Source organism: Micromonospora sp. NPDC047753 (assembly GCF_040642735.1).
GTDB lineage: Bacteria > Actinomycetota > Actinomycetes > Mycobacteriales > Micromonosporaceae > Micromonospora.
Window position 1 is genome coordinate 1 of the sequence record NZ_JBEYSL010000050.1, and the last position, 22297, is coordinate 22297.

General features: G+C 72.9%; 23 protein-coding genes and 1 pseudogene. 10 read left to right on the top strand and 14 right to left on the bottom strand.

Annotated features, from left to right (window positions below):
* Positions 1–553: DAK2 domain-containing protein (locus ABZ749_RS06895; protein ID WP_357223683.1), on the bottom strand; the 553-nt coding region annotated here is incomplete at its 3' end.
* 353 nt (positions 554–906) lie between these two features.
* Between ABZ749_RS06895 and rpmB the strand changes: the two genes are divergently transcribed.
* Positions 907–1098, top strand: a complete 192-nt coding sequence (gene rpmB, locus ABZ749_RS06900; RefSeq protein ID WP_011905179.1) for a 50S ribosomal protein L28 — start codon at positions 907–909, stop codon at positions 1096–1098.
* Between the two features lie 142 nt (positions 1099–1240).
* On the opposite strand, the gene ABZ749_RS06905 is transcribed toward rpmB, so the two are convergent.
* Positions 1241–1702: a GNAT family N-acetyltransferase gene (locus tag ABZ749_RS06905; RefSeq protein ID WP_357223686.1), complete on the bottom strand. Its 462-nt coding sequence runs from the start codon at positions 1700–1702 to the stop codon at positions 1241–1243.
* 29 nt (positions 1703–1731) lie between these two features.
* Positions 1732–2721 (bottom strand): thiamine-phosphate kinase, encoded by a 990-nt coding sequence (locus ABZ749_RS06910; RefSeq protein ID WP_357223689.1) that lies wholly within the window; start codon positions 2719–2721, stop codon positions 1732–1734.
* Between the two features lie 96 nt (positions 2722–2817).
* On the opposite strand from ABZ749_RS06910, the gene ABZ749_RS06915 reads away from it, so the two are divergent.
* Positions 2818–3051 (top strand): Lrp/AsnC ligand binding domain-containing protein, encoded by a 234-nt coding sequence (locus tag ABZ749_RS06915; RefSeq protein WP_030487446.1) that lies wholly within the window; start codon positions 2818–2820, stop codon positions 3049–3051.
* A gap of 9 nt (positions 3052–3060) precedes the next feature.
* Positions 3061–3744 carry a DUF3515 family protein gene (locus ABZ749_RS06920; RefSeq protein WP_357223692.1) on the top strand — a complete coding sequence of 228 codons (684 nt, stop codon included), beginning with the start codon at positions 3061–3063 and terminating at the stop codon, positions 3742–3744.
* A 55-nt stretch (positions 3745–3799) separates the two neighbouring features.
* Here ABZ749_RS06920 and ABZ749_RS06925 read toward each other — a convergent pair whose 3' ends face one another.
* Both ABZ749_RS06925 and ABZ749_RS06930 read right to left on the bottom strand, forming a co-directional pair.
* Entirely contained in the window at positions 3800–4900 is a 1101-nt protein-coding gene (locus ABZ749_RS06925) for a D-alanine--D-alanine ligase family protein (RefSeq protein ID WP_357198924.1), read from the bottom strand.
* Positions 4901–5095: 195 nt separating this feature from the next.
* On the bottom strand, positions 5096–5314 hold the full coding sequence (locus ABZ749_RS06930; protein ID WP_030335309.1) for a hypothetical protein: 219 nt from the start codon (positions 5312–5314) through the stop codon (positions 5096–5098).
* 280 nt (positions 5315–5594) lie between these two features.
* Between ABZ749_RS06930 and ABZ749_RS06935 the strand changes: the two genes are divergently transcribed.
* Entirely contained in the window at positions 5595–6440 is an 846-nt protein-coding gene (locus ABZ749_RS06935; protein WP_091393087.1) for a helix-turn-helix transcriptional regulator, read from the top strand.
* Positions 6441–6445: 5 nt separating this feature from the next.
* Positions 6446–6646 carry a DUF397 domain-containing protein gene (locus ABZ749_RS06940; RefSeq protein ID WP_355005274.1) on the top strand — a complete coding sequence of 67 codons (201 nt, stop codon included), beginning with the start codon at positions 6446–6448 and terminating at the stop codon, positions 6644–6646.
* A 92-nt stretch (positions 6647–6738) separates the two neighbouring features.
* Here ABZ749_RS06940 and ABZ749_RS06945 read toward each other — a convergent pair whose 3' ends face one another.
* The 5 genes from ABZ749_RS06945 to ABZ749_RS06965 all read right to left on the bottom strand — a co-directional run bounded on the left by ABZ749_RS06945 (position 6739) and on the right by ABZ749_RS06965 (position 11773).
* Entirely contained in the window at positions 6739–7788 is a 1050-nt protein-coding gene (locus ABZ749_RS06945; RefSeq protein WP_357223695.1) for an ROK family protein, read from the bottom strand.
* Positions 7789–8042: 254 nt separating this feature from the next.
* Positions 8043–8831 (bottom strand): putative protein N(5)-glutamine methyltransferase, encoded by a 789-nt coding sequence (locus ABZ749_RS06950; RefSeq protein WP_357223698.1) that lies wholly within the window; start codon positions 8829–8831, stop codon positions 8043–8045.
* Positions 8828–9946, bottom strand: coding sequence for a cystathionine gamma-lyase (locus ABZ749_RS06955; protein WP_357223700.1), 1119 nt, complete (start codon positions 9944–9946; stop codon positions 8828–8830). Before ABZ749_RS06955 ends, ABZ749_RS06950 begins: the two co-directional genes overlap by 4 nt.
* 8 nt (positions 9947–9954) lie before the next feature.
* The gene (locus ABZ749_RS06960) at positions 9955–10962 is read right to left on the bottom strand and encodes an NAD(P)H-dependent glycerol-3-phosphate dehydrogenase (protein ID WP_357223704.1); all 1008 of its coding nucleotides are present in this window, start codon (positions 10960–10962) and stop codon (positions 9955–9957) included.
* 73 nt (positions 10963–11035) lie between these two features.
* Positions 11036–11773 (bottom strand): lysophospholipid acyltransferase family protein, encoded by a 738-nt coding sequence (locus ABZ749_RS06965; RefSeq protein ID WP_357223707.1) that lies wholly within the window; start codon positions 11771–11773, stop codon positions 11036–11038.
* A 126-nt stretch (positions 11774–11899) separates the two neighbouring features.
* On the opposite strand from ABZ749_RS06965, the gene cofC reads away from it, so the two are divergent.
* Genes cofC through ABZ749_RS06990 form a run of 5 tightly spaced genes read left to right on the top strand, consistent with a single transcriptional unit; the run spans position 11900 to position 17632 of the window.
* On the top strand, positions 11900–12547 hold the full coding sequence (cofC, locus tag ABZ749_RS06970; RefSeq protein ID WP_357223710.1) for a 2-phospho-L-lactate guanylyltransferase: 648 nt from the start codon (positions 11900–11902) through the stop codon (positions 12545–12547).
* A gap of 58 nt (positions 12548–12605) precedes the next feature.
* Positions 12606–12803: a hypothetical protein gene (locus tag ABZ749_RS06975; RefSeq protein ID WP_030335323.1), complete on the top strand. Its 198-nt coding sequence runs from the start codon at positions 12606–12608 to the stop codon at positions 12801–12803.
* Between the two features lie 54 nt (positions 12804–12857).
* A complete protein-coding gene (locus tag ABZ749_RS06980; protein ID WP_357223712.1) occupies positions 12858–15221 on the top strand; it encodes an RNA degradosome polyphosphate kinase in 2364 nt (787 codons plus the stop codon).
* Between the two features lie 24 nt (positions 15222–15245).
* Positions 15246–16766: a CYTH and CHAD domain-containing protein gene (locus tag ABZ749_RS06985; RefSeq protein ID WP_357223715.1), complete on the top strand. Its 1521-nt coding sequence runs from the start codon at positions 15246–15248 to the stop codon at positions 16764–16766.
* Positions 16754–17632: an NUDIX hydrolase gene (locus tag ABZ749_RS06990; protein WP_357198901.1), complete on the top strand. Its 879-nt coding sequence runs from the start codon at positions 16754–16756 to the stop codon at positions 17630–17632. Before ABZ749_RS06985 ends, ABZ749_RS06990 begins: the two co-directional genes overlap by 13 nt.
* 12 nt (positions 17633–17644) lie before the next feature.
* Here ABZ749_RS06990 and ABZ749_RS06995 read toward each other — a convergent pair whose 3' ends face one another.
* The 4 genes and pseudogenes from ABZ749_RS06995 to leuC all read right to left on the bottom strand — a co-directional run.
* A complete protein-coding gene (locus tag ABZ749_RS06995) occupies positions 17645–19588 on the bottom strand; it encodes an endonuclease/exonuclease/phosphatase family protein (RefSeq protein WP_357223718.1) in 1944 nt (647 codons plus the stop codon).
* A gap of 163 nt (positions 19589–19751) precedes the next feature.
* Positions 19752–20435 carry an HU family DNA-binding protein gene (locus ABZ749_RS07000; RefSeq protein ID WP_355005285.1) on the bottom strand — a complete coding sequence of 228 codons (684 nt, stop codon included), beginning with the start codon at positions 20433–20435 and terminating at the stop codon, positions 19752–19754.
* Positions 20436–20607: 172 nt separating this feature from the next.
* Positions 20608–21195, bottom strand: coding sequence for a 3-isopropylmalate dehydratase small subunit (gene leuD / locus ABZ749_RS07005; RefSeq protein WP_091393128.1), 588 nt, complete (start codon positions 21193–21195; stop codon positions 20608–20610).
* A 14-nt stretch (positions 21196–21209) separates the two neighbouring features.
* Positions 21210–22253 (bottom strand): annotated as a pseudogene (gene leuC / locus ABZ749_RS07010) (3-isopropylmalate dehydratase large subunit); the annotation flags it as partial.
* Positions 22254–22297: the final 44 nt, after the last annotated feature.

Below are 22297 nucleotides of genomic sequence, written 5' to 3' on the forward strand. Positions count from 1 at the left end.
GGGCCAACGCCGGCAACTGCTCCGGGGTGCGGGCGAGCGCCTCGGCCGCCGCCCGGGCCGCGACGCCGGCCACCGCCGGCAGGTCGTCGCTGTCCGCGCCTTCGGCCGCGGCGGCGGCGGCCGAGATCACGGTGAGCAGGGTGCCCTCGACCGGCCGGGAGACCGCTGTGTACGCGGCGGTGGTGCCGGAGCGCAGCGCGGCGGCGAACTCCCGGCCACGCACCGCCGGCACCCCGGCGACCTGGTCGGCGAGACCACGCAGGATCTGCGAGAGGATCACCCCGGAGTTGCCCCGCGCGCCGAGCAGCGCGCCCTGGGCCATCAGCCGCAGCGCGTGCCCGTGCGCTGTCGGCCCGCTGTGCGGGAGAGTGTCCAGATCCATGGCGAGGGCCTGCTGCGCCGAGGTGAGGGTGAGCACCAGGTTGGTGCCGGTGTCGCCGTCGGGCACCGGATAGACGTTGAGCTGGTCGATCTCGCCCTGGTGACGCTTCAGTGCGGCCAGCCCGCTCGCGCACCAGCGGCGGACCGCGGCGGCGTCGAGGGTGTCCAGCACGGGCAGAAGCCTACTGGCGCGCACCGACACCCGTCGGACTCGTCCGGCGTGTCCTCGCCGGGCCCGGGCGGCGCGGGCCGCAGTCTCTCGCGGGCCATGGGCGGCGTAGGCCGCAGTCTCTCGCGGGGCGCGTGCGGCGCTGGCCGCAGCGGGGACGAGCGCCTCCGGTACCCTTGCCGCCGGGCCGGCCCACCGCAGGGCGGACGGGCCCACGACCAGGCGTGAGCCGGGGCACGGGCGAGCGCCGGACCGGGCCGGTTGGCCGAGTCGGCGAGTCATCGGGTAACCTGACCAGGTTGCCCGGGCAGCACCTGCCGGCGACCTCATGAACGTATCAATCCCAGGAGTATCCCGTGGCTAGCGTGTGCGACGTCTGTGGCAAGGGACCGGGCTTCGGCCACAACGTGTCCCACTCGCACCGGCGGACCAACCGCCGCTGGAACCCGAACATCCAGTCGGTGCGTACCCCGGCCGGTGGCGGCAACACCAAGAAGTTGAAGGTCTGCACCTCGTGCATCAAGGCCGGCAAGGTCACCCGCGCCTGACGCGGTAGCACCCACCTTTCGTTCGGCTCAGCCGGCGGACCCCGAGGGTCCGCCGGCTCTGTCGTGTTCCCGGGGCGGACGACGCCGCACACCGCCCCGCCGGGGCCCGGCACACCGGCCAGTCCCGGGCCCGACGAGCAGGTCAGAGGGTACGGCCGAAGGAGACGCAGCCCTCCGCGTCCTTGTAGAAGCCGAAGTTCGGGATCCTTTCGTACCCGGCGGAGCCGTACATGGCGATCGCCTCGGGCTGCCTGTCGCCACACTCCAGGACCACCCGCTTGCGGCCCTGCTCGCGGGCGGAGCGCTCGACGGCCGCCAGCACCGCGCGGGCCACCCCCCGCCCCCGTGCCGTCGGAGCCGTGTACATCCGCTTCAGCTCCGCGCTGTCCGCGCCGTGGCTGCGCCAGCCACCGCAGCCGACCGGCTCACCGGCCAGGTAGGCCACCAGGAACGCGCCATCGGGCGGCTCGAACTCGGCCGCGTCCACCGGGGTGTCGTCGCCGGTGCCGCCGTACCGGGCACCGAGGTCGGCCAGTGCGGCATGGATCAGGTGCTGCGCCACCGGTGCGTCGAACCGCACCGCCCGGATCTCGATCTCACTCACGGTATCCAGGGTACGGCCGCGCGCGGACCTCACCGGAAGTGGTCCCAGCCGGCCGGGCCGTCGTAGGCGACGCCGTCGACAGTCACGCCGGCACCGTCGGTGACCAGACCGATCGGCCGCCAGCCCGGCGGCAACGCCACCGCCGGGGGGAAGGTCGCGGCCAGCGCGTGATCGTCGCCACCGGCGAGGATCCAGGTGTACGGGTCGACGCCGAGCGCCTGCGCCGCGTCGGCCATCTGCCGGGGCACCTCGAACCCGTCGCGGCGCACGTCGATCGCCACCCCGCTGGCCGCCGAGACGTGCCCGAGGTCGGCGAGGAGCCCGTCCGACACGTCGATCATGGAGGTGGCACCGAGCTGGGCGGCTTGCGGGCCGGCCTGGTAGGGCACCTGCGGCCGCCGGTACGCCTCGACCAACAGCCGGGGCGTACGGAAGCCCCGGGTCAGCACTGTCAGCCCGGCTGCCGCGTACCCGGTGCGCCCGGCCAGAGCGAGCACGTCCCCCGGTCGGGCGCCCGAGCGCAGCACGGGCGGACGGCCTGCCAGGTCGCCCAGCGCGGTGACCGCGACGGTCAGGGTGGGACTGGCCGACATGTCCCCGCCGACGACGCTCGCGCCGACCGTCGCCGCCTCCGCGGAGAGCCCGTCGGCCAACTCCTCCGCCCAGGCGGTGTCCAGGTCCGCCGGCATGCAGAGAGCGACCAGCAGGGCGGTCGGCGTGGCACCCATCGCCGCGATGTCCGCCAGGTTGGCGGCTGCCGCCCGGTGCCCGACGTCACGGGCCGAGGACCAGTCCCGTCGGAAGTGCCGCCCATCGACAAGCACGTCGGTGGAGGCCGCCACCCGGCCGTCCGGCGCGGCCACCACCGCCGCGTCGTCGCCCGGGCCGAGCAGGGTCGTCGGCCCGTACGACAGCCGAGCGGTGATCTTCCCGATCAGCCCGAACTCCCCGATCCCGGACACCCCGACACCACCGCGGGCGTTCCGCCCGTGTTGTCCGGCCCCGCCGTGCTCGCTCACCGCTGCTCCTTGACCACCGATAGGGATCAGACCTGGTCCGTAAGGTAGTTTCACCCTTCGGGCCGCTCCCGGGCGGCGACGGACGGAGGTCGAGTCGTGGTACAGGCGTACATCCTCATCCAGACCGAGGTCGGCCGCGCACGTGACGTGGCGGGTCTCATCGCGGACATCCCCGGCGTGGTACGCGTCGACGCCGTCACCGGGCCGTACGACGTGGTCGTCCTCACCGAGGCGAACACCGTCGACGAGCTCGGCAAACTCATCGTCAGCAAGGTGCAGATGGTGCCCGGCATCACCCGCACCCTCACGTGTTCGGTGGTGCGGCTGTAAGTGGACGAGATGACGACCTCCTCCTCGGCTCTGGACGACGGCGGGGCGCGCGACGCGGCCGACGGGACGTCCGAGCCGGCTGACGGTAACCGCGAGTCGACCGATCCCGCCGCCGCCGCGCCGGCCGGCCGTGATCGGACCATGCGTGGCGCGGCCCTGCTGGCCACGTTGATCGCGCTGCCGATCACGCTGCTGGTGGCCGTGCTGGCCTTCAGCAAGCTCAGCCCGGACGCGCCGGCCGCCGCGCCGACGCCCTCCGCGACCACCGCCCGGGTGCAGTCCACCACCCCGGTGGAGATGGCCGCCCCGGCGCTGGCCGCCCGCCCGGCCACCGTCTGCCGGGCCCTGCTCTCGCAGCTTCCGGCGAGCATCCGCGACCTGGCCCAGCGGCCCGTGACCGCCGGCCCGGAGCAGAACGCCGCCTACGGCGACCCCGCGCTCACCGTGGCCTGCGGCGGCACCGAGCCGACCTTTCCCAGCACCGACGAGGTCTGGACGGTCAACCGGGTCTGTTGGCACCTGACCGATCAGGCCGACGCGGCGGTCCTCTCCACCGTCGACCGGGAGACGCTGATCACCGTGCGCGTCCCGCGCTCGTACGAGCAGCCGTTGCAGTGGTTGCCGACGATCTCCAGCACGATCGTGGCGAGCGTGCCCTCCGGCGGCACGATCCCGTCCGGCTGCCAGCGCTGAACCCGAACCGACTCCGCCCACGCCGGTCAGCCGGCGCGGGCGGGGTTCGGACGGCTCAGTGCAGGCCGACGCCGCGCCGCTGGGCGGTACGGATCAGCCGGTTGACCAGCTTCGGGTACTCCAGGCCGGAGGCCGCCCACATCCGCGGGAACATCGACGTCGGGGTGAAGCCGGGCATCGTGTTGATCTCGTTGAGGTAGACGTCCAGCTCGGGAGTGACGAAGAAGTCGGCCCGGGCGAGACCGGCGCAGTCCAGCGCGGTGAACGCGCGGACCGCGTACTCCTGCACCTGGCGGGTCACCTTCTCCGGCAGGTCGGCCGGAATGTCGTACTCGCAGGAGTCGTCGAGGTACTTCGCCTCGAAGTCGTAGAAGTCGTGGTCGGCGACGACCCGCACCTCGGCCAGCACGGACGCCTCGGGCGTACCACCGGCCTCGCCCTCCAGCACACCGCACTCGATCTCGCGGCCGACGATCGCGGCCTCGATGATGACCTTCGGATCGAACTGCCGGGCGGCGGCGACCGCCGCGTCAAGCTCGGCCCAGTCGGTGACCTTGCTGACGCCGAACGACGAACCGGCCCGGGACGGCTTGACGAAGACCGGCAGGCCGAGCCGCTCCTTGTCCTGCTCGCTGAGTGTCATGCCGTTGCGCAGCACGGCGTACGTGCCGACCGGGATGCCCTCGACGGCACAGAGCTTCTTGGTGAACTCCTTGTCCATGGCGGCCGCGGAGGCGAACACGTTCGCCCCGACGTAGGGGATGCCGGCCATCTCCAGCATGCCCTGGATCGTGCCGTCCTCGCCGTAGGTGCCGTGCAGCACCGGGAAGACCACGTCCACGTCGGCCAGCGCCCGCGGGCCCTCGGTCGGGTCGAGCACCATCAGTCCGTTACCGGTGGGGTCGGCGCGCAGCACGATGTCGTCACCCGAGTCGGCGGTGATCTCCGGCAGCTGACGGGCGTTGATCGCGAGCTGGGCGGGGTCTCCGTTGGTCAGCACCCACTGGCCGGCCCGGGTGATGCCCACCGGCACCACCTCGAACTCGTCCGGGTCGAGTGCGCCGAACACGCTGCCGGCGCTGACGCAGGAGATGCCGTGCTCCGGGCTGCGTCCGCCGAAGACGATCGCCACGCGGGTCTTGCCTGGGGTGGTCACTCCGGTCACCTCTTCGTACGCGACTGCGGCTGGTCGTGCTCGCCGATGGCGCTCACCCGGTTGACCTTACTGTGCGTGGCCGCGAGGCGAGGCGATACCCGGCGAGCCACGGGACGACACGGCAAACAGTCAGGAGAGGATATACGGTGCGTAATCGGACGGTGGCAGTGTCACGGACCGCCGACCTGGGGCTGTTCAGTCTCGGGAGTGCCGACGGCCGACCGCGATCACCTTCACCCGCTGCCGGCCGGCCCGCACCATGCCCAGCGCCATGAACGCTCCGGCGATGCGGTCGGCGGCCTCCCGGCTGCTGGCCCCGACGACCTGCCGGCGCCGTTCCGGCGCGACCCGCTCGTTGCGGTTGACGCCCTCGACGGGGCGCACGTCGGTGAGCACCACGAGGAAGCGGGTCATCGCACTCCGCCCGAGGGTACGGCGGGGGGCTCCGGGCGGGTTCGCACGTCGTCTCCTTCCGGCGGGCCGGGGAATGGAGGGGCGGCACGCGACGATCGGGTACGGGGGAGAAACCCGATCGCCGCGCGCCCCATCCCCTCCGGTCGCTCACCACCACCGTCGCCACGACAACCGGCGGTGAGGACGCCATAACAGATTGACACGTGTATAGGCGTGAATGCAACTCCCATAGACGTTCTCTCATGCAGACGTTCCCGCAAATGTATGCGACCATCGATGCATGGCCCCCAAGACCGCCCGCGCCCGCCGGCTCGGCATCGCCCTGCGCCACCACCGGGAAGCCGCCGGGCTGACGCTGGAGACCGCGGCGGACGAGATCAACAGCACCCGCAGCACCCTCTCCCGCTACGAGAACGCCCAGACCCTGATCAGCCCCGCCACCGTGCGCGCCCTGCTCACGTCGTACGGGGTGAGTGCCGAGGAGGTGGCCGCGGCGGTGCAGCTCGCCAAGGACGCCCGCAAGCCCGGCTGGTGGGTGTCGTACTCCTACCTGCTGGATCCGCGCACCATCGACTTCATCGCACTGGAGGCCGAGGCGACCGCCATCGCCAACTTCGAACCCTCGGTGGTGCCCGGCCTGTTGCAGACCGCTGACTACATCCGTGGCGTCATGCGAGGCGGGCCGCACACCCTCGGCGACGACCTGGTGGAGCAGCGGGTCAAGATCCGGCTCGACCGACAACAGCGGCTCACCGCCGACCAGCCGCCCATCCTCGACGCGATCATCGACGAGGGCGCGCTGCTACGGCCGGTCGGTGACCAGTCGGTGATGAACGGGCAATTACGGCACCTGGTCAAGATGGCCGAGTTGCCGAACATCAGCGTCCAGGTGATCCCACTCTCCGCCGGCTACCACCGGGGCACCCGGGGTTCCCTGCACATCCTCGAGTTCGCCGACCCGGAGGACCCGATCATCGCGTCGGTGGAGACCGTCGCGGGTCAGATGATCCTCGACCGCGCCGGCGAGACGCGTACCTGCACCAAGATCATGGAGCATCTCCGAAGCGTGGCGCTCAGCCCGGCGGACAGCCGCGAGATGCTCCTGTCAGTCCTGAAGGGACGGTAGGACCGATGACCCCGATGATCACAGCGGCCTTGGCCGCGGCGCGCTGGCGCAAGAGCAGCCGCAGCGGCGACGAAGGCGCCTGCGTGGAGGTGGCCGCGATCCCGCGGCTCATTGCCGTGCGCGACTCCAAGGACCCGGCCGGCCCGGCCCTGCTGTTCCCGACGGCGGCCTGGGCCGCCTTCGCCCAGGCCCCACCGCAGCGCTGACCAGAGGTGCCGCCTGGGCCGCCATCGTCCAGGCGGCACCGCAGCGCTGACCAGAGGTGCCTGAGCCGGTGCGGGCCGAGGCCCGCGCCGGTTCAGGCAACCAGCGGGCGGGGCTCCGGAGTGGCGCGTAGCGCCTCCAGCGCGGCGATCGCGACGCCTCGGGCACCGGCCATGTCCCGATCCGGCACCAGGGCGAAGGTGGCCACCGCCGCCTGCTCCTCGCGGAGCACCGTGTGCTCGCGGACCGTCGCCAGGAACCAGTCGCGGAACTCCGGTGCCGCCTCCACCACTCCGCCGCCGACGAAGTACGCGCGCGGGTCGCTGAAGTTCGCGGCGACGGTGAACAGCCGCCCCAGCGCCATCGCCTGCTGGGTGAAGAGGTCCCGCGCGAGGGCGTCCTCGCGCTCGCCGTACCCCCGGACCAGCTTTGCCGCCCGGGCCACCGGCTCGGCGGCGAGCGGGTGGTCGGGGTACCGGGTCAGCCAGTACGGCAGCAGGTTGCGTTCGATGCCGGTCAGCGAGGCGATGCTCTCGACATCTCCGGTGAATCCGCAGGCGCAGGTGGGCTCCGGCTGACCCGGGCCGAGCAACCCGCTCAGCGGGATGTGCACGTGGCCCAGCTCCCCCGCCATGCCGGCCGCACCGGCGATCACCCGACCGCTCTCGACCACACCGCCACCCAGGCCGGTGCCGACGATCGCGGACACCGACGAGCGGCTCATCGCGTCGGCGCCGAAGTAGACGTGGTGGGCGTAGAGCGCTGCCGCGTTGCCGTCGTTGTGATAGATCACCGGAAGCCCGAGCCGTCGCTCCAGCGCCCCTCGCACGTCGAAGCCTCGCCAGGCCGGCTGAGAGAAGTTGGTGGAGCCCCGCGACGAGATGACGCCATCGGCGCTGGCCGGGCCGGGCGTGTCCAGCCCGACCGCCTGGACCAGGTCACGCGGCACGCCGGTCTGCGCCAGGGCGCCGTCCAACGCCTGGGCCAACGCCTCGATCGCCGCTTCCGGCCCGGCCCGCACCTCGCTGGGGATCTCCAACAGCCCGTCCACCAGGAAACGGCCGTCCACCGTCAGCACTGTGGCGTTGTTGCTGGTGCCGCCGTTGTCCAACCCGACGACCACCGGCACCCCTGCGCTGCCCACCGAAACCGCCTCCCGCCGTCATGAGTGTGAGCCGAGGCTAGTGCCAACCCCTCTCCCCCGCCATGCCCGGGCGGCCCCGCCAGCCGCACCCCGACCGGAAACCGGACAGCCCACCCGAGTCGATCAAGGAGGTGTGGTGGGGGACAAATAACGCAGAGTTGAACCAACCAGGCACCACAACTCCATGATCGACGCGGGCCAGGGGGTCGGGTCAGGGGTACGGGGTTCCGGGGGTACGGGGTACGGGGTGCGGGTCAGGCGGGGCGACGGGCGGTCAGGGCGGTGGCGTCCAGGTCCTCGTCGTGGTGGACGGTGGGGATCAGGCCGGCTTCGCCGAACGCGTCGCAGAGGGCTTCGATCTGGGTGGTGCCGGCTTCCACCACCAGGTGGCCGCCGGGGGCGAGCCAACCAGCCGCGTCGACACCTACCCGACGTAACACGGAGAGCCCGTCCGGGCCGCCGTCGAGCGCCACCGGGGCCTCGTGCAGCCGTGCCTCCGGCGGCATCAGCGCGACCGCGTCGGTCGGCACGTACGGGGCGTTGGCGACCACCAGGTCCAGCCGACCCCGCCACCGCTCGGGCAGCGGCGCGAAGAGGTCACCCTCGTACACCTCGACGTCCAACCCGGCGACGTTGCGACGCGCACACGCCACGGCCGCCGGGTCGATGTCGGCGGCGGCCAGCCAGCGCGGCGCGAGCCGGTGCGCCAGCGCGACGGTGGTGGCCCCGGAGCCGCAGCACAGGTCGACCACTGCCGGCGCCGCGCCGGTCAACTCGGCAGCCATCTCGACCAGCAGCGCGGTCCGGGCCCGGGGCACGAAGACGCCCTCGTCGACGGCTATCCGCAGGCCACAGAACTCCGCCCAGCCGAGCAGGTACTCCAACGGTTCGCCCGCCACCCGACGGTCGGTCAGGTCGGCCAACACCGCCGGGCTGCGCGCGGCGGCCAGCAGCAACTCGGCCTCGTCCTCGGCGTAGACGCAACCGGCGGCCCGCAACCGACTCACGAGAGCGGCCCGCTCGGCGGGGGAAGGAGACGTCAAACCGGTCCGGCCACATCGAGCGCGGCGGCGATGTCCGCCACCAGGTCCGCGGTGTCCTCCGCGCCACAGGAGAGCCGGACGAAGCCGGGAGCGGTGTCGTCGCCCCACTGCGCCCGCCGGTCCGCCGTGGTGTGCAGGCCACCGAAGGAGGTCGCCGCCGCCACCAGCCGGGCGGCCTCGACGAATCGGCCCACCCGGTCGGCGTCGCCCAGGTCGAACGAGAGCACCCCCGGTATCCGGCGCATCTGCGCCGAGGCCACCGGGTACGCCGGGTCGTCCGGCCGCCCCGGCCACCGCAGGCCTGTCACGTCCGACCGGTTGGCGAGCAGGTCGACGACCGCGGCGGCGTTCGCGCTCTGCCGCGCCAACCGCAGGTCGAGAGTGGCCAGTGACCGGTGGGCCAGCCAGGCGTCGAACGCGCCCGGAACCGCCCCCGTGGTGGTACGCCAGGTCGTCACCGCGTCGATCAGCTCGGTGGACCGGCTGGCCAGATAGCCCAGCAGCAGGTCGGAGTGGCCGGTGAGCGCCTTCGTCCCGGAGGCGACCACCAGGTCGGCACCGAGATCCAGCGGACGCTGTCCGAGCGGCGTGGCGGTGGTGTTGTCCACCGCGAGCAGCGCGCCGGCGGCGTGCGCCCGCTCGGCCAGGGCCGCCACGTCGACCACGTCGAGGCCCGGGTTGGCGGGCGTCTCCACCAGCACCAGCCGGACACCCTCGAACGACGGGTACGGCCCGACGGTCGGCGCGAACAGCACCCGGACGCCGATCGCCTCCAGCACACCGGTGGCGAACGCCCGGACCGGGAAGTATCCGTCGGTGGGAAGCACCACCGTGTCCCCCGGCCGCAGCAGGGTGAGCAGCAGGCCGGTGATGGCCGCCTGACCGGTCGCGAAGACCCGGCAGTCACCGCCCTCCAGCTCGCCCACCGCCACCTCCAACAGCCGGCGGGTCGGGTTGTCAGGGCGGCCGTAGCCGTTCGGTGACGTGCCCTGACCCTCGAACGGGTCGAGGTGGTACGGCGCGGCGAAGACCGGCCCGGGGAGGAACGGGTCCCCCGGCGCCGGCTCGGGCAGGCCAGCGCGTACGCAGCGGGTGCCGTCCCCCCACTCGCTCATCGGGTTCCTCACTCGTACGACTCGGGTTTGGCGGTGCGGCTCATCAGGGTCTCCACGGCGAGCCGCGGGTCCATCCCCTCGTGGCAGATCCGCTCGACATGCTCGGTGATCGGCATCTCCACGCCGTGCGCCCGGGCCAGGTCGCGGATCGCCAGGCAACTCTTCACGCCCTCGGCGGTCTGCCGGGTGGCGGTCTGGGCCTGCTCCAGCGTCTCACCCCGGCCCAGATGCTCGCCGAAGGTGCGGTTGCGGGCCAGCGGGGACGAGCAGGACGCGACCAGGTCGCCCATGCCGGCGAGGCCGGCGAAGGTGATCGGGTCCGCGCCGAGCGCCACGCCCAGTCGGGCCGTCTCGGCCAGCCCACGGGTCATCAGCATGGCCCGGGTGTTGTCGCCGAAGCCCATCGCGGTGGCGATGCCGTACGACAGGGCGATCACGTTCTTGACCGCCCCGCCCAGCTCACAGCCGATCACGTCGTCGTTCGTGTAGGGGCGTAGGTACGTCGTCCGGATCGACGACTGGACGAGCGTGGCGCGGGCGCTGTTCGTTCCGGCGACCACTGTCGCGGCGGGCTGCTCGGCGGCGATCTCCGGGGCCAGGTTCGGGCCGGACACGACGACCACCCGGTCCGCGGCGACCCCGGCGGTCTCCACGATGACCTCGCTCATCCGCTTGGTGGTGCCCAGCTCGATGCCCTTCATCAGCGACACCAGGGTGGAATCCGGGTGCAGGTGCCCGGCCCATTCGGCGAGGTTGCCGCGCAGGGTCTGCGACGGCACTGCCAACACCACCACCTCGGCCCCGGTGATCGCCTCGGCGGCGTCGGCGGTGGCCGTGACACGGGCCGGGAGCAGCAGGTCGGGCAGGTACTCCGGATTACGGCGCTCGGTCCGGATGCTCTCGGCGACGGGCGCCCGGCGGGCCCACACCGTCACGTCCCGCCCCGCGTCCGCGAGGATCTTGGCGAACGCGGTGCCCCAGGAACCGGCACCGAGCACCGCGACATGACCGCTCATGCCACCGCTCCGCTTCGCTGCGCGGCGGCCTGAAGGGCACCACTGAGCCCGATGATTCGCTCGCTTCGCTCGCTCATGCCGCGTCGTCCCGCTGCTCGCGGCCGACGGACGGTCGGGCCGGCCGCTCCCACAGTGGCGGCGGGGTACCGCCACGGATCTCGGCGAGCATGTCCCGCAGCCGCAACATGATGGTGTCCGTCATCTCTTCGAGGGTGTCCCGGGTCGGCGGGGCGTCCACCCACCGGCTCAGGTCGATCGGCTCCCCGGCGGCAACGGTCACCGGGATCCGGGGGCGCAGGCTGACACGGGTCGTCCGCGGGTCGAAGATCCGTTCCGGCCCCCACATCACCACCGGTACGACCGGGGCGCCGGTGGCCAGGGCCAGGCGGGCCGCACCGGTCTTGGCCTTCATCGGCCAGAGCTCCGGCTGTCGCGTGGTGGTGCCCTCAGGGTAGATCACGACCGCGCCGCCCTCGTCGAGCGCGGCGACCAGTGCGTCCAGCGAGCGGACGGCGTCCACGCTGCCCCGCTCCACCGGGATCTGCCGGCACCGGTGCAGGATCCAGCCGACGACCGGCACCCGGAACACGCTGGCCTTGCCCAGGTACTGCGGCCAGCGCCCGGAGTCGTAGATGAAGTGCGCGGACACCAGCGGGTCGGCGTGGGAGATGTGGTTCGCCACGATGATCACGCCGCCGTTGCCGTGGAGATGTTCCTGACCACGCCAGGTACGCCGGGTCCAGACGGTCATCACCGGCTTCACCAGCCACACGGCGAACCGTTGCCAGAACCCCAGGCTCCGCCGTGCCACTGTGCCTCCTCGTCGCGCCCCAACCGCCGCGAAATCCCGCCCGCGACGCCCGCAGCGGAAATCATGCCTGCTCGCCCCCGGTACGGCCAGCGAGGGGCCCGCCGTACGGCTGGCAGGATTGCGGACGTGACTCAGCCGAGGTGGGCCGTGGTGGTGCCGGTGAAGCGGCTGGCCGTGGGCAAGAGCCGGCTGCGGGGCGCGCTGGCCGGCGTACCGCATGAGGAGTTGGCACTGGCCCTGGCGGCCGACACGCTCCGCGCGGTGCTGGCCTGCCCGGCGGTCGCCGAGGCTCTGGTGGTGACCGACGACGCCCGGGTGGCGGCGGCGGCGCGGGCCGCCGGCGCGGGGGTGCTGCCGGACGAACCGGACGCCGGCCTGAACGCCGCGTTCCGGCACGGGGCGGCCGCTGCCGCCGCCGGGTGGGTGGCCGGGATCACCGCTGATGTGCCGGCGCTGCGCCCGGCCGAGCTGGCCGGCGCGCTGCTCGCGGCGCAGAACGGTCGACCCGGGGTACGCCGGTTCCTGCCGGACGCGCCCGGCGGGGGCACGGTGCTGCTCACCGCGGGGCCGGGTGTGCCGCTGGATCCGCGTTTCGGGGTGGGGTCGGCGGTAGCGCACGCGGCGAGCGGGGCGCTGCCGCTCGACGGCGACTGGCCCAGCCTGCGCCGGGACGTGGACACCGCCGCGGACCTGACCGCCGCCGCCCGGCTCGGGCTGGGGCCGCGCACTGCCGCGTTGGTGGCCGCCGGTCGCCCGGCCCGCGCCGCAGGCTGAGCCGCCCGGTGGGCCGAGCCCGCGCCACAGGCCGAACCGCCCGGTGTACGGTGCCAGCATGCAGGGCACGGTGGCCAGCTACGACGCGGCGACGCGCAGCGGTGTCCTGCTGCTCGACGACGGCACCGAGATGCGTTTTCCCGCCCGGGCCTTCGACGCCTCCGGGCTGCGGCTTCTCCGGCTCGGGCAGCGGGTCCGCATCGACACGGATCCCGACGGCGAGGTTGTCCGGGTGACATTGCCGACGATGATCTGAGCCGGCGAGCCCAAGTTCATTTTGCGTTTACCGTAATCGGGTGATTATGAGCGGGTGAGCACCCCTCGCGAGCAACCGGCCCGCCCGCCCGCCACCGACCTCCGCAACGGCTCCCGTACGCGCGGCACCGATGGGCGCTTCCGCCCGTCCCGCGCCGAACGTGCCGGTGCCGCCCGCGCCGACACGCTCGCCGACGATCCCGGAGCCGCCTCCTCCGGGCTGGACGAGGTCATCGACCCCGCCCCGAAGGTCGAAGCGGACAGCCCCGCCGCCGGTGGCGTCCACCAGGTCCTGCCCGACGACCTGCCGACCCGTGCCGCGCCTGAGGACGACGACGAGGCCGCAGCGCCCCCGCCGCTGCCCGAGGACCGGTTCCTCAACCGGGAGCTGTCCTGGCTCGACTTCAACGCCCGGGTCCTCACCCTGGCCGAGGACCAGCGCACCCCGCTGCTGGAGCGGGCCAAGTTCCTGGCCATCTTCGCCAGCAATCTCGACGAGTTCTACATGGTGCGCATCGCCGGTCTGAAGCGGCGGCTCTCCGCCGGCCTCCCGGTGCGCGGCGGGGACCGGCTGCCCCTGCGTACGCAGTTGGAGCTGATCGCCGAGCGGACCGCGGCGCTGGGCGCCCGGCACGCCGCCTGCTTCGTCGACGACGTGCTGCCCAAGCTGGCCGACGAGGGCATCCGCATCCTGCGCTGGGGCGAGCTGGGCGACGGCGAGCGGGAGCGGCTGCGCACCTACTTCCGGGAACACATCTTTCCGGTACTGACCCCGCTCGCGGTGGACCCGGCGCACCCGTTCCCGTACATCTCGGGGCGGTCGCTGAACCTGGCGGTGGCGGTCCGTGACCCCGACGGCGGTTCCGAGCTGTTCGCCCGGGTGAAGGTGCCCAACAACGTCCCCCGTTTCGTCCGGGTGGACCGGGACCAGCCGGGCGTCCGGATGTTGCCGGTGGAGGACCTCATCTCGGTGCACCTGGGGCAGCTGTTCAGCGGCATGCAGGTGGTCGAGTGCCACCTGTTCCGGGTCACCCGCAACGCCGAGGTGGAGGTCGACGAGGACCGCGACGAGGACCTGCTCCAGGCCCTTGAGCGGGAGCTGGCCCGACGGCGGTTCGGTCCCCCGGTCCGGCTGGAGGTCGCCGCGTCCATCTCCGACCACATGCTGGAGCTGCTCGTCCGCGAACTGGACATGGACGACCAGGACGTGCTCCGGGTGCCCGGCCTGCTGGACCTGTCCGCGCTGTGGCAGGTCTACGGCGAGGCGGACCGGCCGGACCTGAAGGACCCGCCGTTCGTGCCGGCAACCCATCCCCGGCTCGCCGAGGGCGAGGTGCCGCGCAGCGTCTTCTCCACCCTGCGCGACGGGGACATCCTGGTGCACCACCCGTACCACTCGTTCGCCACCAGCGTGCAGCGCTTCATCGAGCAGGCCGCCGCCGACCCGAACGTGCTGGCCATCAAGCAGACCCTCTACCGGACCAGCGGCGACTCGCCAATCGTCGACGCGCTCGTCGACGCGGCCGCCGCCGGCAAGCAGGTGGTGGTGCTGGTGGAGGTGAAGGCCCGCTTCGACGAGGTGGCGAACATCGGCTGGGCCCGCACGCTGGAACGCGCCGGCTGCCACGTCGTCTACGGCCTGGTCGGCTTGAAGACGCACTGCAAGACCGCGCTGGTGGTCCGGCAGGAGGGCAACCAGATCCGTCGCTACTGCCACATCGGCACCGGCAACTATCACCCGAAGACGGCCCGACTGTACGAGGACTTCGGCATGCTCACCGCCGACCCGGAGATCGGCGCCGACCTCACCGATCTGTTCAACGTGCTCACCGGGTACAGCCGGCAGACCGCGTACCGGCGGTTGCTGGTGGCCCCGCAGGGCATCCGCAGCGGCCTCATCGAGCGGATCGAGCGGGAGATATCGCACGTCCGCCTGGGCATGCCCGGCCTGGTCCAGTTCAAGGTCAACTCCCTGGTCGACGAGGGGGTGACCGACGCGCTGTACCGCGCCTCCCAGGCCGGCGTCCACGTCGACCTGCTCATCCGCGGCATGTGCACGCTGCGCCCGGGGGTGCCGGGGCTGTCGGAGAACATCCGGGTCCGCTCGATCCTCGGCCGGTTCCTGGAACACTCCCGGGTCTTCCGGTTCGGCAACAACGGTGAGGCCGAGTTCTGGATGGGCTCGGCCGACCTCATGCACCGCAACCTGGACCGGCGGGTGGAGGCGCTGGTGCAGGTGAGCGACCCGATCGCCCGCGCCGAGTTGGACCAGGTGCTCACCGCCGCGATGAGCCCCGAAGTGGACGCGTTCGAGCTGGCCGGCGACGGGACCTGGACCCGGCGTACCGGCGATGACAACGCGGCCCGGGCCCATCTGCAGGAACTGCTGCTGCGCCGCGTCGGTGGCACGGCCAGCTGACCGCGCAGCGCATAGGCTGAGCTGATGGTCGAGGAGGAGCAGAAGTACGAGGTGGACGACGCCTACGTGCTGCCGGACCTGGCCGGTACGGCCCCGGCCGGCGGCCGGGTGCGGGCACTGCCACCGGTGACGCTTGTCGCCCGCTACCTCGACACCGTCGACCTGCGGCTGGCCCGGGCCGGTGCCTCGCTGCGCCACCGTAAGGGTGACGAGCTGCCCTGGACGGTGAAACTGCCGACCGGGACCCCGGGCGTCCGGCACGAGATCTCCCGCGCCGGGGCGAAGGGGCAGCCGCCGCCGGAGCTGGTGGAGTTGGTCACCGTCCTGCACCGGGGTGCGCCGCTGGCCCCGGTGACGGTGGTCCGCACGGTGCGGCACGCGTACGAGGTGTGTGACCGGGCCGGCACAGTCCTCGCCGAGGTGGTGGACGACCGGGTGACGGTGCTCGACGACTCCGGCACCACCACCGACACCTTCCGCGAGGTGGAGGTGGAGCTGAAGGCCGGCGACCGGGAACTGCTCGACCGGGTCGGCGGGGTGCTGCGCGGGGCCGGCGCCCAGGGCGGGTCGTTCACGCCGAAGCACGTACGGGCGCTGGGCGCGACCGCGCAGGCCGATCCGGATCTGGTCGCGCCGGCCGGGCTGACCGCCGAGCCGAACGCCGGTGACGTGGTGACCGAGTCGCTCCGCAAGGAGATCCGCCGGCTGTTGGCGCACGACCCGCTGGTCCGGCTGCGCGCCCCGGCAGCCGGTGGCGACACCGCGGTGCATCAGATGCGGGTGGCCTGCCGACGCCTGCGCAGTGACCTGCGCACCTTCAAACCGTTGTTGCGAAAGACCTGGTCCCGCCCGCTGCGCACCGAGCTGCGCTGGCTGGCCGACGTGCTCGGCGCGGCCCGCGACGCCGAGGTGCTGCGCGCGCGGCTGCGCCGTACCGCCGACGCCGATCCGCTGAGCCCGCTCGACCGGGGCGCTGTGGACCGGCTCGACGAGGTGCTCGCCGAACGGCAGCGGCAGGCGCTCACCGCCATCGACGAGATGCTGCGCTCCGCGCGCTACCTGGCCCTGGTGGACTCCCTGGTGCTGGCCGCCCGCGCGCCCCGGTTCACCCGAGGGGCGGCAGCGCCCGCCGCGCAGGTGCTACCCGCGCTGGTGGCCCGCCCCTGGCGGCGGTTGACCGGGCCGGACGGCGTCGGCGGGCTCGACGCGCAGTCGCCGGACGACCGCTGGCACGCCGTCCGCAAGGAGGGCAAGCAGACCCGGTACGCGGTCAACGCGGTGGCCCCGACGGTCGGCAAGGGCGCGCGGCGGCTGTCCCGCGCACTCGCCCAGGTGCAGGACGTGCTCGGCGAGCACCAGGACGCCGCGGTGGCGGCGGACACCTGGTTGGAGATCGCCGCCGAGCGACCGGGCGACCACGAGCTGGCTGTCACCGCCGGGCGGCTGGCCGAGCGGGAACGCCAGTCGGTACGCCGGACGCGGGGTCTCCTCCCGGCTGCCTGGCACCGGGCCACCCGGCGACGGCGCACCAGTTGGCTGCCGTGACGGGCATCCGGGCAGCGGGCGGGGTGGCCTGGCGGCCGACCGACGACGGCGTACGCGTCTGCGTGGTGCACCGTCCCCGTTACGGCGACTGGACGCTGCCGAAGGGCAAGCTGGAGCCGGGCGAGCACGCGCTGGCCGCAGCGGTCCGTGAGGTGGCCGAGGAGGCCGACGTGCGGGGCGTGCCGCAGGTGCGGCTGCCGTCGGTGCGCTACCGCAGCGAGGGGCAACCCAAGCTCGTCGACTACTGGTCGATGCTCGCGGTGGCCAGCGGCGGTTTCCAACCGGACACCGAGGTGGACGACATCCGCTGGCTCGCGGTGGACGACGCCATCCGGTTGGTCAGTTACCCGCACGACGCCGAGGTGTTGGCGGCGTTCGCCGCGCTGCCGTCGGTGACGGCGACTGTCGCGCTGGTCCGGCACGCGCACGCCGGTAAGCGGGCCACCTGGTCCGGCCCGGACGTCGGGCGACCCCTGGACGCCGAGGGGTGGGCCCAGGCGAGCACGCTGGCCGGGCTGATCGCCCTGATCCGGCCGGCCCGGCTGGTGTCGGCGTCGCCGCGACGGTGCGTGCAGACACTCGATCCGGTCGCCGCGTTGCTCGATCTGCCGATCGAGGTCTGTGGCGACCTGGACGAGCCGCAACCCGGCCAGCAGGGCGACGAGCAGATCCTGCACACCGCCGCCCGGCTGCTGGAGTTGGCCGGCACCGGTGGGCAGTCGGCGGTGTGCAGTCAGGGCAAGGTCCTGCCGGGCGCCCTGGAGCGGCTGACCGGCCGCACCGATGAGGACTTCACCACGCCGAAGGGCGGAGGTTGGCTGCTCTCCTTCGCCGCCGACCGGCTGTTGGCCGCCGATCGCCTGTAGGGCCGGCCTTCGTCAGCGGGGCGGCAGGGTCACTGTCACCGCGACCGGCAGGTGGTCGCTGGCGGTGCTGCGCGGCGCGACCGGATCGCCGGGGGTCAGGCCGGGCGAGACGAAGATGTGGTCGATCTGCTGGCGCGGGTCGTCCGCCGGGCTGGTCGCCAGTGGTCGGGCGGCGGCCAACGCGTCGACCAGGCCGGCCCTGGTGAACTCCACGAACGCCTCGTCGCCCGGTTCGGTGTTCAGGTCACCGGCCACCACCAACGGCAGACCGGCCGCGTACCGGGTGGCGAAGTCGGCGACCGCGCGGGCCTGGACCACCGGGCCCTTGCCGGGTGGTGGTTGCAGGTGGGTGCTGACAACGGCGGTACGGACACCGTCGCTGAGATCGAGCGTGACGGCGAGGGCCTGCGCGCCGGTGGGCGCGCCGACGGCGGCCAACGGCAGGGTCCGCGGATCGTCCACCGGCCAACGGCTGAGCACCGCGTCGCCCCAGACCGGGTCGGCTGCCGGCCCGAAGACGTACGGCATACCGAGCCGGTCGGCCAGCAGGTCCAGGGTGTCGTGCCCGCCGTTGAGCAGCCACGCCCGGTCCACCTCGCTGAGCAGCACCACGTCGGGCCGTTGCCGCTCGACCACCTCGGCGAGACCGGCCAGGTCGAACCGGCCGTCCAGCCCGAACCCCATCCGGATGTTGTACGCCACCACTGTCAACCGTTCCGGCGGGCCGTCCCGGTTGCTGGCCACCGGCACCTCGTCGGCGAGCACCGGTGCCAGCAGGGCCAGCGCGGTGACCGCGGCGGCGGCCCGGAGCGGCGGAAACGGCCCGGGAAGCCGGTCGACGACGGGGCGGGCGGTGAACGCCACGGCGGCGATCAGCACAGCCACCACCACCGGCACCGCCGCGTTCGGGTAGCCGAGGTCGTAGGCCGAGTAGTAACCGACCGCCCCCAGCGCGAAGACGAGCATCCCGGCGGCCACCGCGTACCCCCGCCGGGCGGCGCTGGTGCCGGCGCTCGCGGTGTCGGCGGCGGGCTGGCGGGTCTCGTCGGTCAGCGCGAGGCAGGCACCGAGGCCGACCGCGGCGAGGAGGATGGCCGGCAGGAGCAGGTCGCCCCGGTCGAGGGCGAACAGCACCGCGCCGCCGAGCAGCGCCACCGGGCCGTACGCCCGGCCCCACCCACGCGGCGGCCCTGTCAACGCGGCGCAGAGGAACCCGGCGACCGCCACCGGCACCGGCGCCAGGCCGAACAGTGGCGAACGAGCCACCCCGTCTCCAGCGACCAGGTACGACATTCCGGTTCGGGCCAGCGCCGGGGAGAGCGCCACCATCCCGGCCAGCAGCAGCGCCGGCCCGGCCAGCAGCCAGGCCCGGCCACCACCAGGGCCGGCAGGGGCCTCAGCGGGGCCGACAGGGGCGTCAGCGGGGGCGTTACCCGCACCGCCGCGCTGGCCGGGTTGCGCCGTGCCGACCAGGAACACCGCCACCGCGACGGCGCTGAGCAGCCAGGCCACCCAGTCACCCCGCCAGACCAGGTCGACGGTGTCCAGCACCGCGTGCACTGCCGCGTTGACAGCGAACCCCAACGCCAGCCCCGGGACCGGGCGGTCGGTGTCGGCCGCGACGCCGACCAGCCAGACCAACCCGGCGAGCAGACCGGCGGTGGCCAACCAGAGCTGCGTACGCCCGCCAGGAGCGGCCGTGAGCGCGAGCCGGGCGACGGCGAGCGCGACGGCGGCGACGACAGTGACCGGGCGGGCTCCGACCCGGCGGACCACGGCGGGTGCGCCCATCGCGAGCACGAACCAGCCGAGGGCGAACGCCCCCATCAGCTCGGCCGGGGTGGACGCTGCCTGACCGAAGATGGTGATGATGCCGGGCAGCCAGACCCGCAGCACGTCGATGAGGAGGAGCACGCCCAGCGCGAGCGTGCCGGTGGTGAGCTGTCGGTAGCGCACCGGCGCCCCATTTCCCGTCGACGGGCCGGCCCAGGGGTGGCCGGCACGGCGATTCTGCGCGAGCGGGCCAACCCGGTCAACGGTCCCCGTACGCCGAAAAAGTCGTCCTGGTACGCCGAAAGGGCGCCCACCCACTGGTGGACGCCCTCGCGGTACCTCTCGGTCAGCGCTTGCTGGCCGCCTTCTTGGCCGGAGCCTTCTTCGCCGGCGCCTTCTTGGCCGCCGTGCTCTTGCTCGCCGCCGCGGTGGTCTTCTTCGCCGCGGTCGACCGGGTCGCGGCGGTGGTCTTCTTCGCCGCGGTGGTCTTCTTGCTGGCGGCCGTCTTGGTCGCCGTGGTGGTCTTGCTCGCCTTGGCCGGGGCGGTCTTCTTGCTGGCGACCGTCTTGGTCGCCGTGGCGGTCTTGCTCGCCTTGGCCGGGGCGGTCTTCTTGCTGGCCGCCTTCGCCGTGGTCGCCTTGGTGCCCGCCGCCTTGGCGGTAGCCGCCTTGGTGCCGGTCGCCTTCGTGCCCGCCGCCTTGGCCGTGGCGGTGCTGGTGGCGGTCTTCTTCGTCGCCGCCGCGGCCTTCGGCACCTTGCCGCTGGCCACCATTTCCTTGAACCCGGCGCCGGGGCGGAAGGTCGGGACTGACGTCTTCTTGACCTTCACCGCCTCGCCGGTACGCGGGTTGCGCGCTGTTCGCGCGCCACGCACACGCTTTTCGAATGCTCCGAATCCGGTGATCGCCACCTTCTCGCCCTTGGTGACCGCCGCCTGGACCTCGGTGAGGACCGCGTCGAGCGCGGCCGTCGCCATCTTCCGGTCCCCCAGGCGAACGGCGAGCGCCTCGATGAGCTCGGCCTTGTTCACGACTTCCTCCCGATTGTGCAACTGACTCGTCGCGAGCCATTCTGCGCGCACGGTATGCCCTGTGCTGCCGGGACACAAACATTCGGTAGAAAAAAGCCCTTGTGTCGTAACGGATTCACCCCCACCGGATGGACCGATGGGGGTGAAATCCGCTGCGCGGGCGGCCTAACGGCTATGCCACGGAGGGCAGGAAGGGCAGTCGGCGCGCCTCGTAGGAGTCGATGTCGGCGGCGTGGCGGAGGGTGAGTCCAATGTCGTCGAGGCCCTCCAGGAGGCGCCAACGGCTGAAGTCGTCAAGCGGGAACGACCAGCTGGCGTCCCCCGCCCGGAGCTGGCGGGCGGTCAGGTCGACCGTCACCGCAGTGGTGGGATCCGCTTCGACCAGGTCCCACAACTCTTCGACGGCTTTCAATTCCAACTCGACCGGCAACAGACCTTCCTTGAGGGCGTTGCCGCGGAAGATGTCACCGAAGCGCGGGGCGACCACAGCACGGAAGCCCCAGTCCCGTAGCGCCCAGACGGCGTGTTCCCGGGAGGACCCCGTGCCGAACTCCGGACCGGCGATGAGGATCGACGCTCCGGAATAGTTTTCATCGTTGAGCACGAATGCCGGATCTTCCCGCCAGGCGCTGAACAGCCCGTCGGCGAAGCCCGTCCGGGTCACCCGCTTGAGGTACACGGCGGGGATGATCTGATCGGTGTCCACGTTGGACCGGCGCAACGGCACGGCGGTGCCGGTGTGGGTGGTGAACTTGTCCATCTCGTCGGTCCCTTCTACAGGTCGGCGGGGGCGGCCAGCCGGCCGACCACGGCGGTGGCGGCGGCCACCGGCGGGGAGACCAGGTGGGTGCGCCCGCCCCGGCCCTGACGGCCCTCGAAGTTGCGGTTCGAGGTGGAGGCGGAGCGCTCGCCCGGCTTCAGCGTGTCGGGGTTCATCCCCAGACACATGGAGCAGCCGGCGAACCGCCACTCCGCCCCGGCGTCGGCGAAGACCTTGTCCAGGCCCTCGGCCTCGGCGGCCTCGCGCACCGCGGCGGAGCCGGGCACCACGAGCATCCGGACGCCGTCGGCGACCCGGTGGCCACGCAGCACGTCGGCGGCGGCGCGCAGGTCCTCCAGGCGACCGTTGGTGCAGGACCCCACGAACACCACGTCGATCGGCAGCTCCCGAAGCGGGGTGCCGGGACGCAGGTCCATGTACTCCAGGGCGCGGCGTGCGGCGGCACGCTCCGAGTCGGTGACGAACTCCTCCGGATCCGGCACCGGCGCGCTCAGCGGCGCGCCCTGCCCCGGGTTGGTGCCCCAGGTGACGAACGGGGTGATCTGGCTGGCATCCAGGGTCACCTCGGCGTCGAAGCTCGCGCCCTCGTCGGTGGGCAGCGTCCGCCACCACGCCACCGCCGCGTCCCAGTCCGCGCCCTGCGGCGCGTTCGGTCGACCCTTGAGGTACGCGAAGGTGGTCTCGTCCGGCGCGATCATGCCGGCCTTGGCGCCCCACTCGATGGACATGTTGGCGATGGTCATTCGCCCTTCCATGGAGAGGGCGCGGATCGCCTCGCCGCGGTACTCGACGATGTGCCCGCGACCTCCACCGGTGCCGACCTGCGTGATCAGCGCGAGCACCAGGTCCTTGGCGGTCACGCCTGGCGCGAGCCGGCCGGTGACGTTCACGGCCATCGTCTTCGGCCGGCTCTGCGGCAGCGTCTGGGTGGCCAGCACGTGCTCCACCTCGCTGGTGCCGATGCCGAAGGCGAGCGCTCCGAAGGCGCCGTGGGTGGCGGTGTGCGAATCGCCACAGACGATCGTCATGCCCGGCTGGGCCGGCGGGGCTCGTTCTCCCGGTTATCTAGGCTCACTAGACT

Bases quoted from the DNA above. Each gene is read 5' to 3' on its own strand.
- ABZ749_RS06920 (WP_357223692.1), top strand. From the start codon at position 3,061: ATGACGACCTCCTCCTCGGCTCTGGACGACGGCGGGGCGCGCGACGCG.
- ABZ749_RS06940 (WP_355005274.1), top strand. From the start codon at position 6,446: ATGACCCCGATGATCACAGCGGCCTTGGCCGCGGCGCGCTGGCGCAAG.
- leuD (WP_091393128.1), bottom strand. From the start codon at position 21,195: ATGGACAAGTTCACCACCCACACCGGCACCGCCGTGCCGTTGCGCCGG.
- ABZ749_RS06955 (WP_357223700.1), bottom strand. From the start codon at position 9,946: ATGAGCGAGTGGGGGGACGGCACCCGCTGCGTACGCGCTGGCCTGCCC.
- ABZ749_RS06960 (WP_357223704.1), bottom strand. From the start codon at position 10,962: ATGAGCGGTCATGTCGCGGTGCTCGGTGCCGGTTCCTGGGGCACCGCG.
- ABZ749_RS06985 (WP_357223715.1), top strand. From the start codon at position 15,246: ATGGTCGAGGAGGAGCAGAAGTACGAGGTGGACGACGCCTACGTGCTG.
- ABZ749_RS06975 (WP_030335323.1), top strand. From the start codon at position 12,606: ATGCAGGGCACGGTGGCCAGCTACGACGCGGCGACGCGCAGCGGTGTC.
- ABZ749_RS06930 (WP_030335309.1), bottom strand. From the start codon at position 5,314: ATGACCCGCTTCCTCGTGGTGCTCACCGACGTGCGCCCCGTCGAGGGC.
- ABZ749_RS06935 (WP_091393087.1), top strand. From the start codon at position 5,595: ATGGCCCCCAAGACCGCCCGCGCCCGCCGGCTCGGCATCGCCCTGCGC.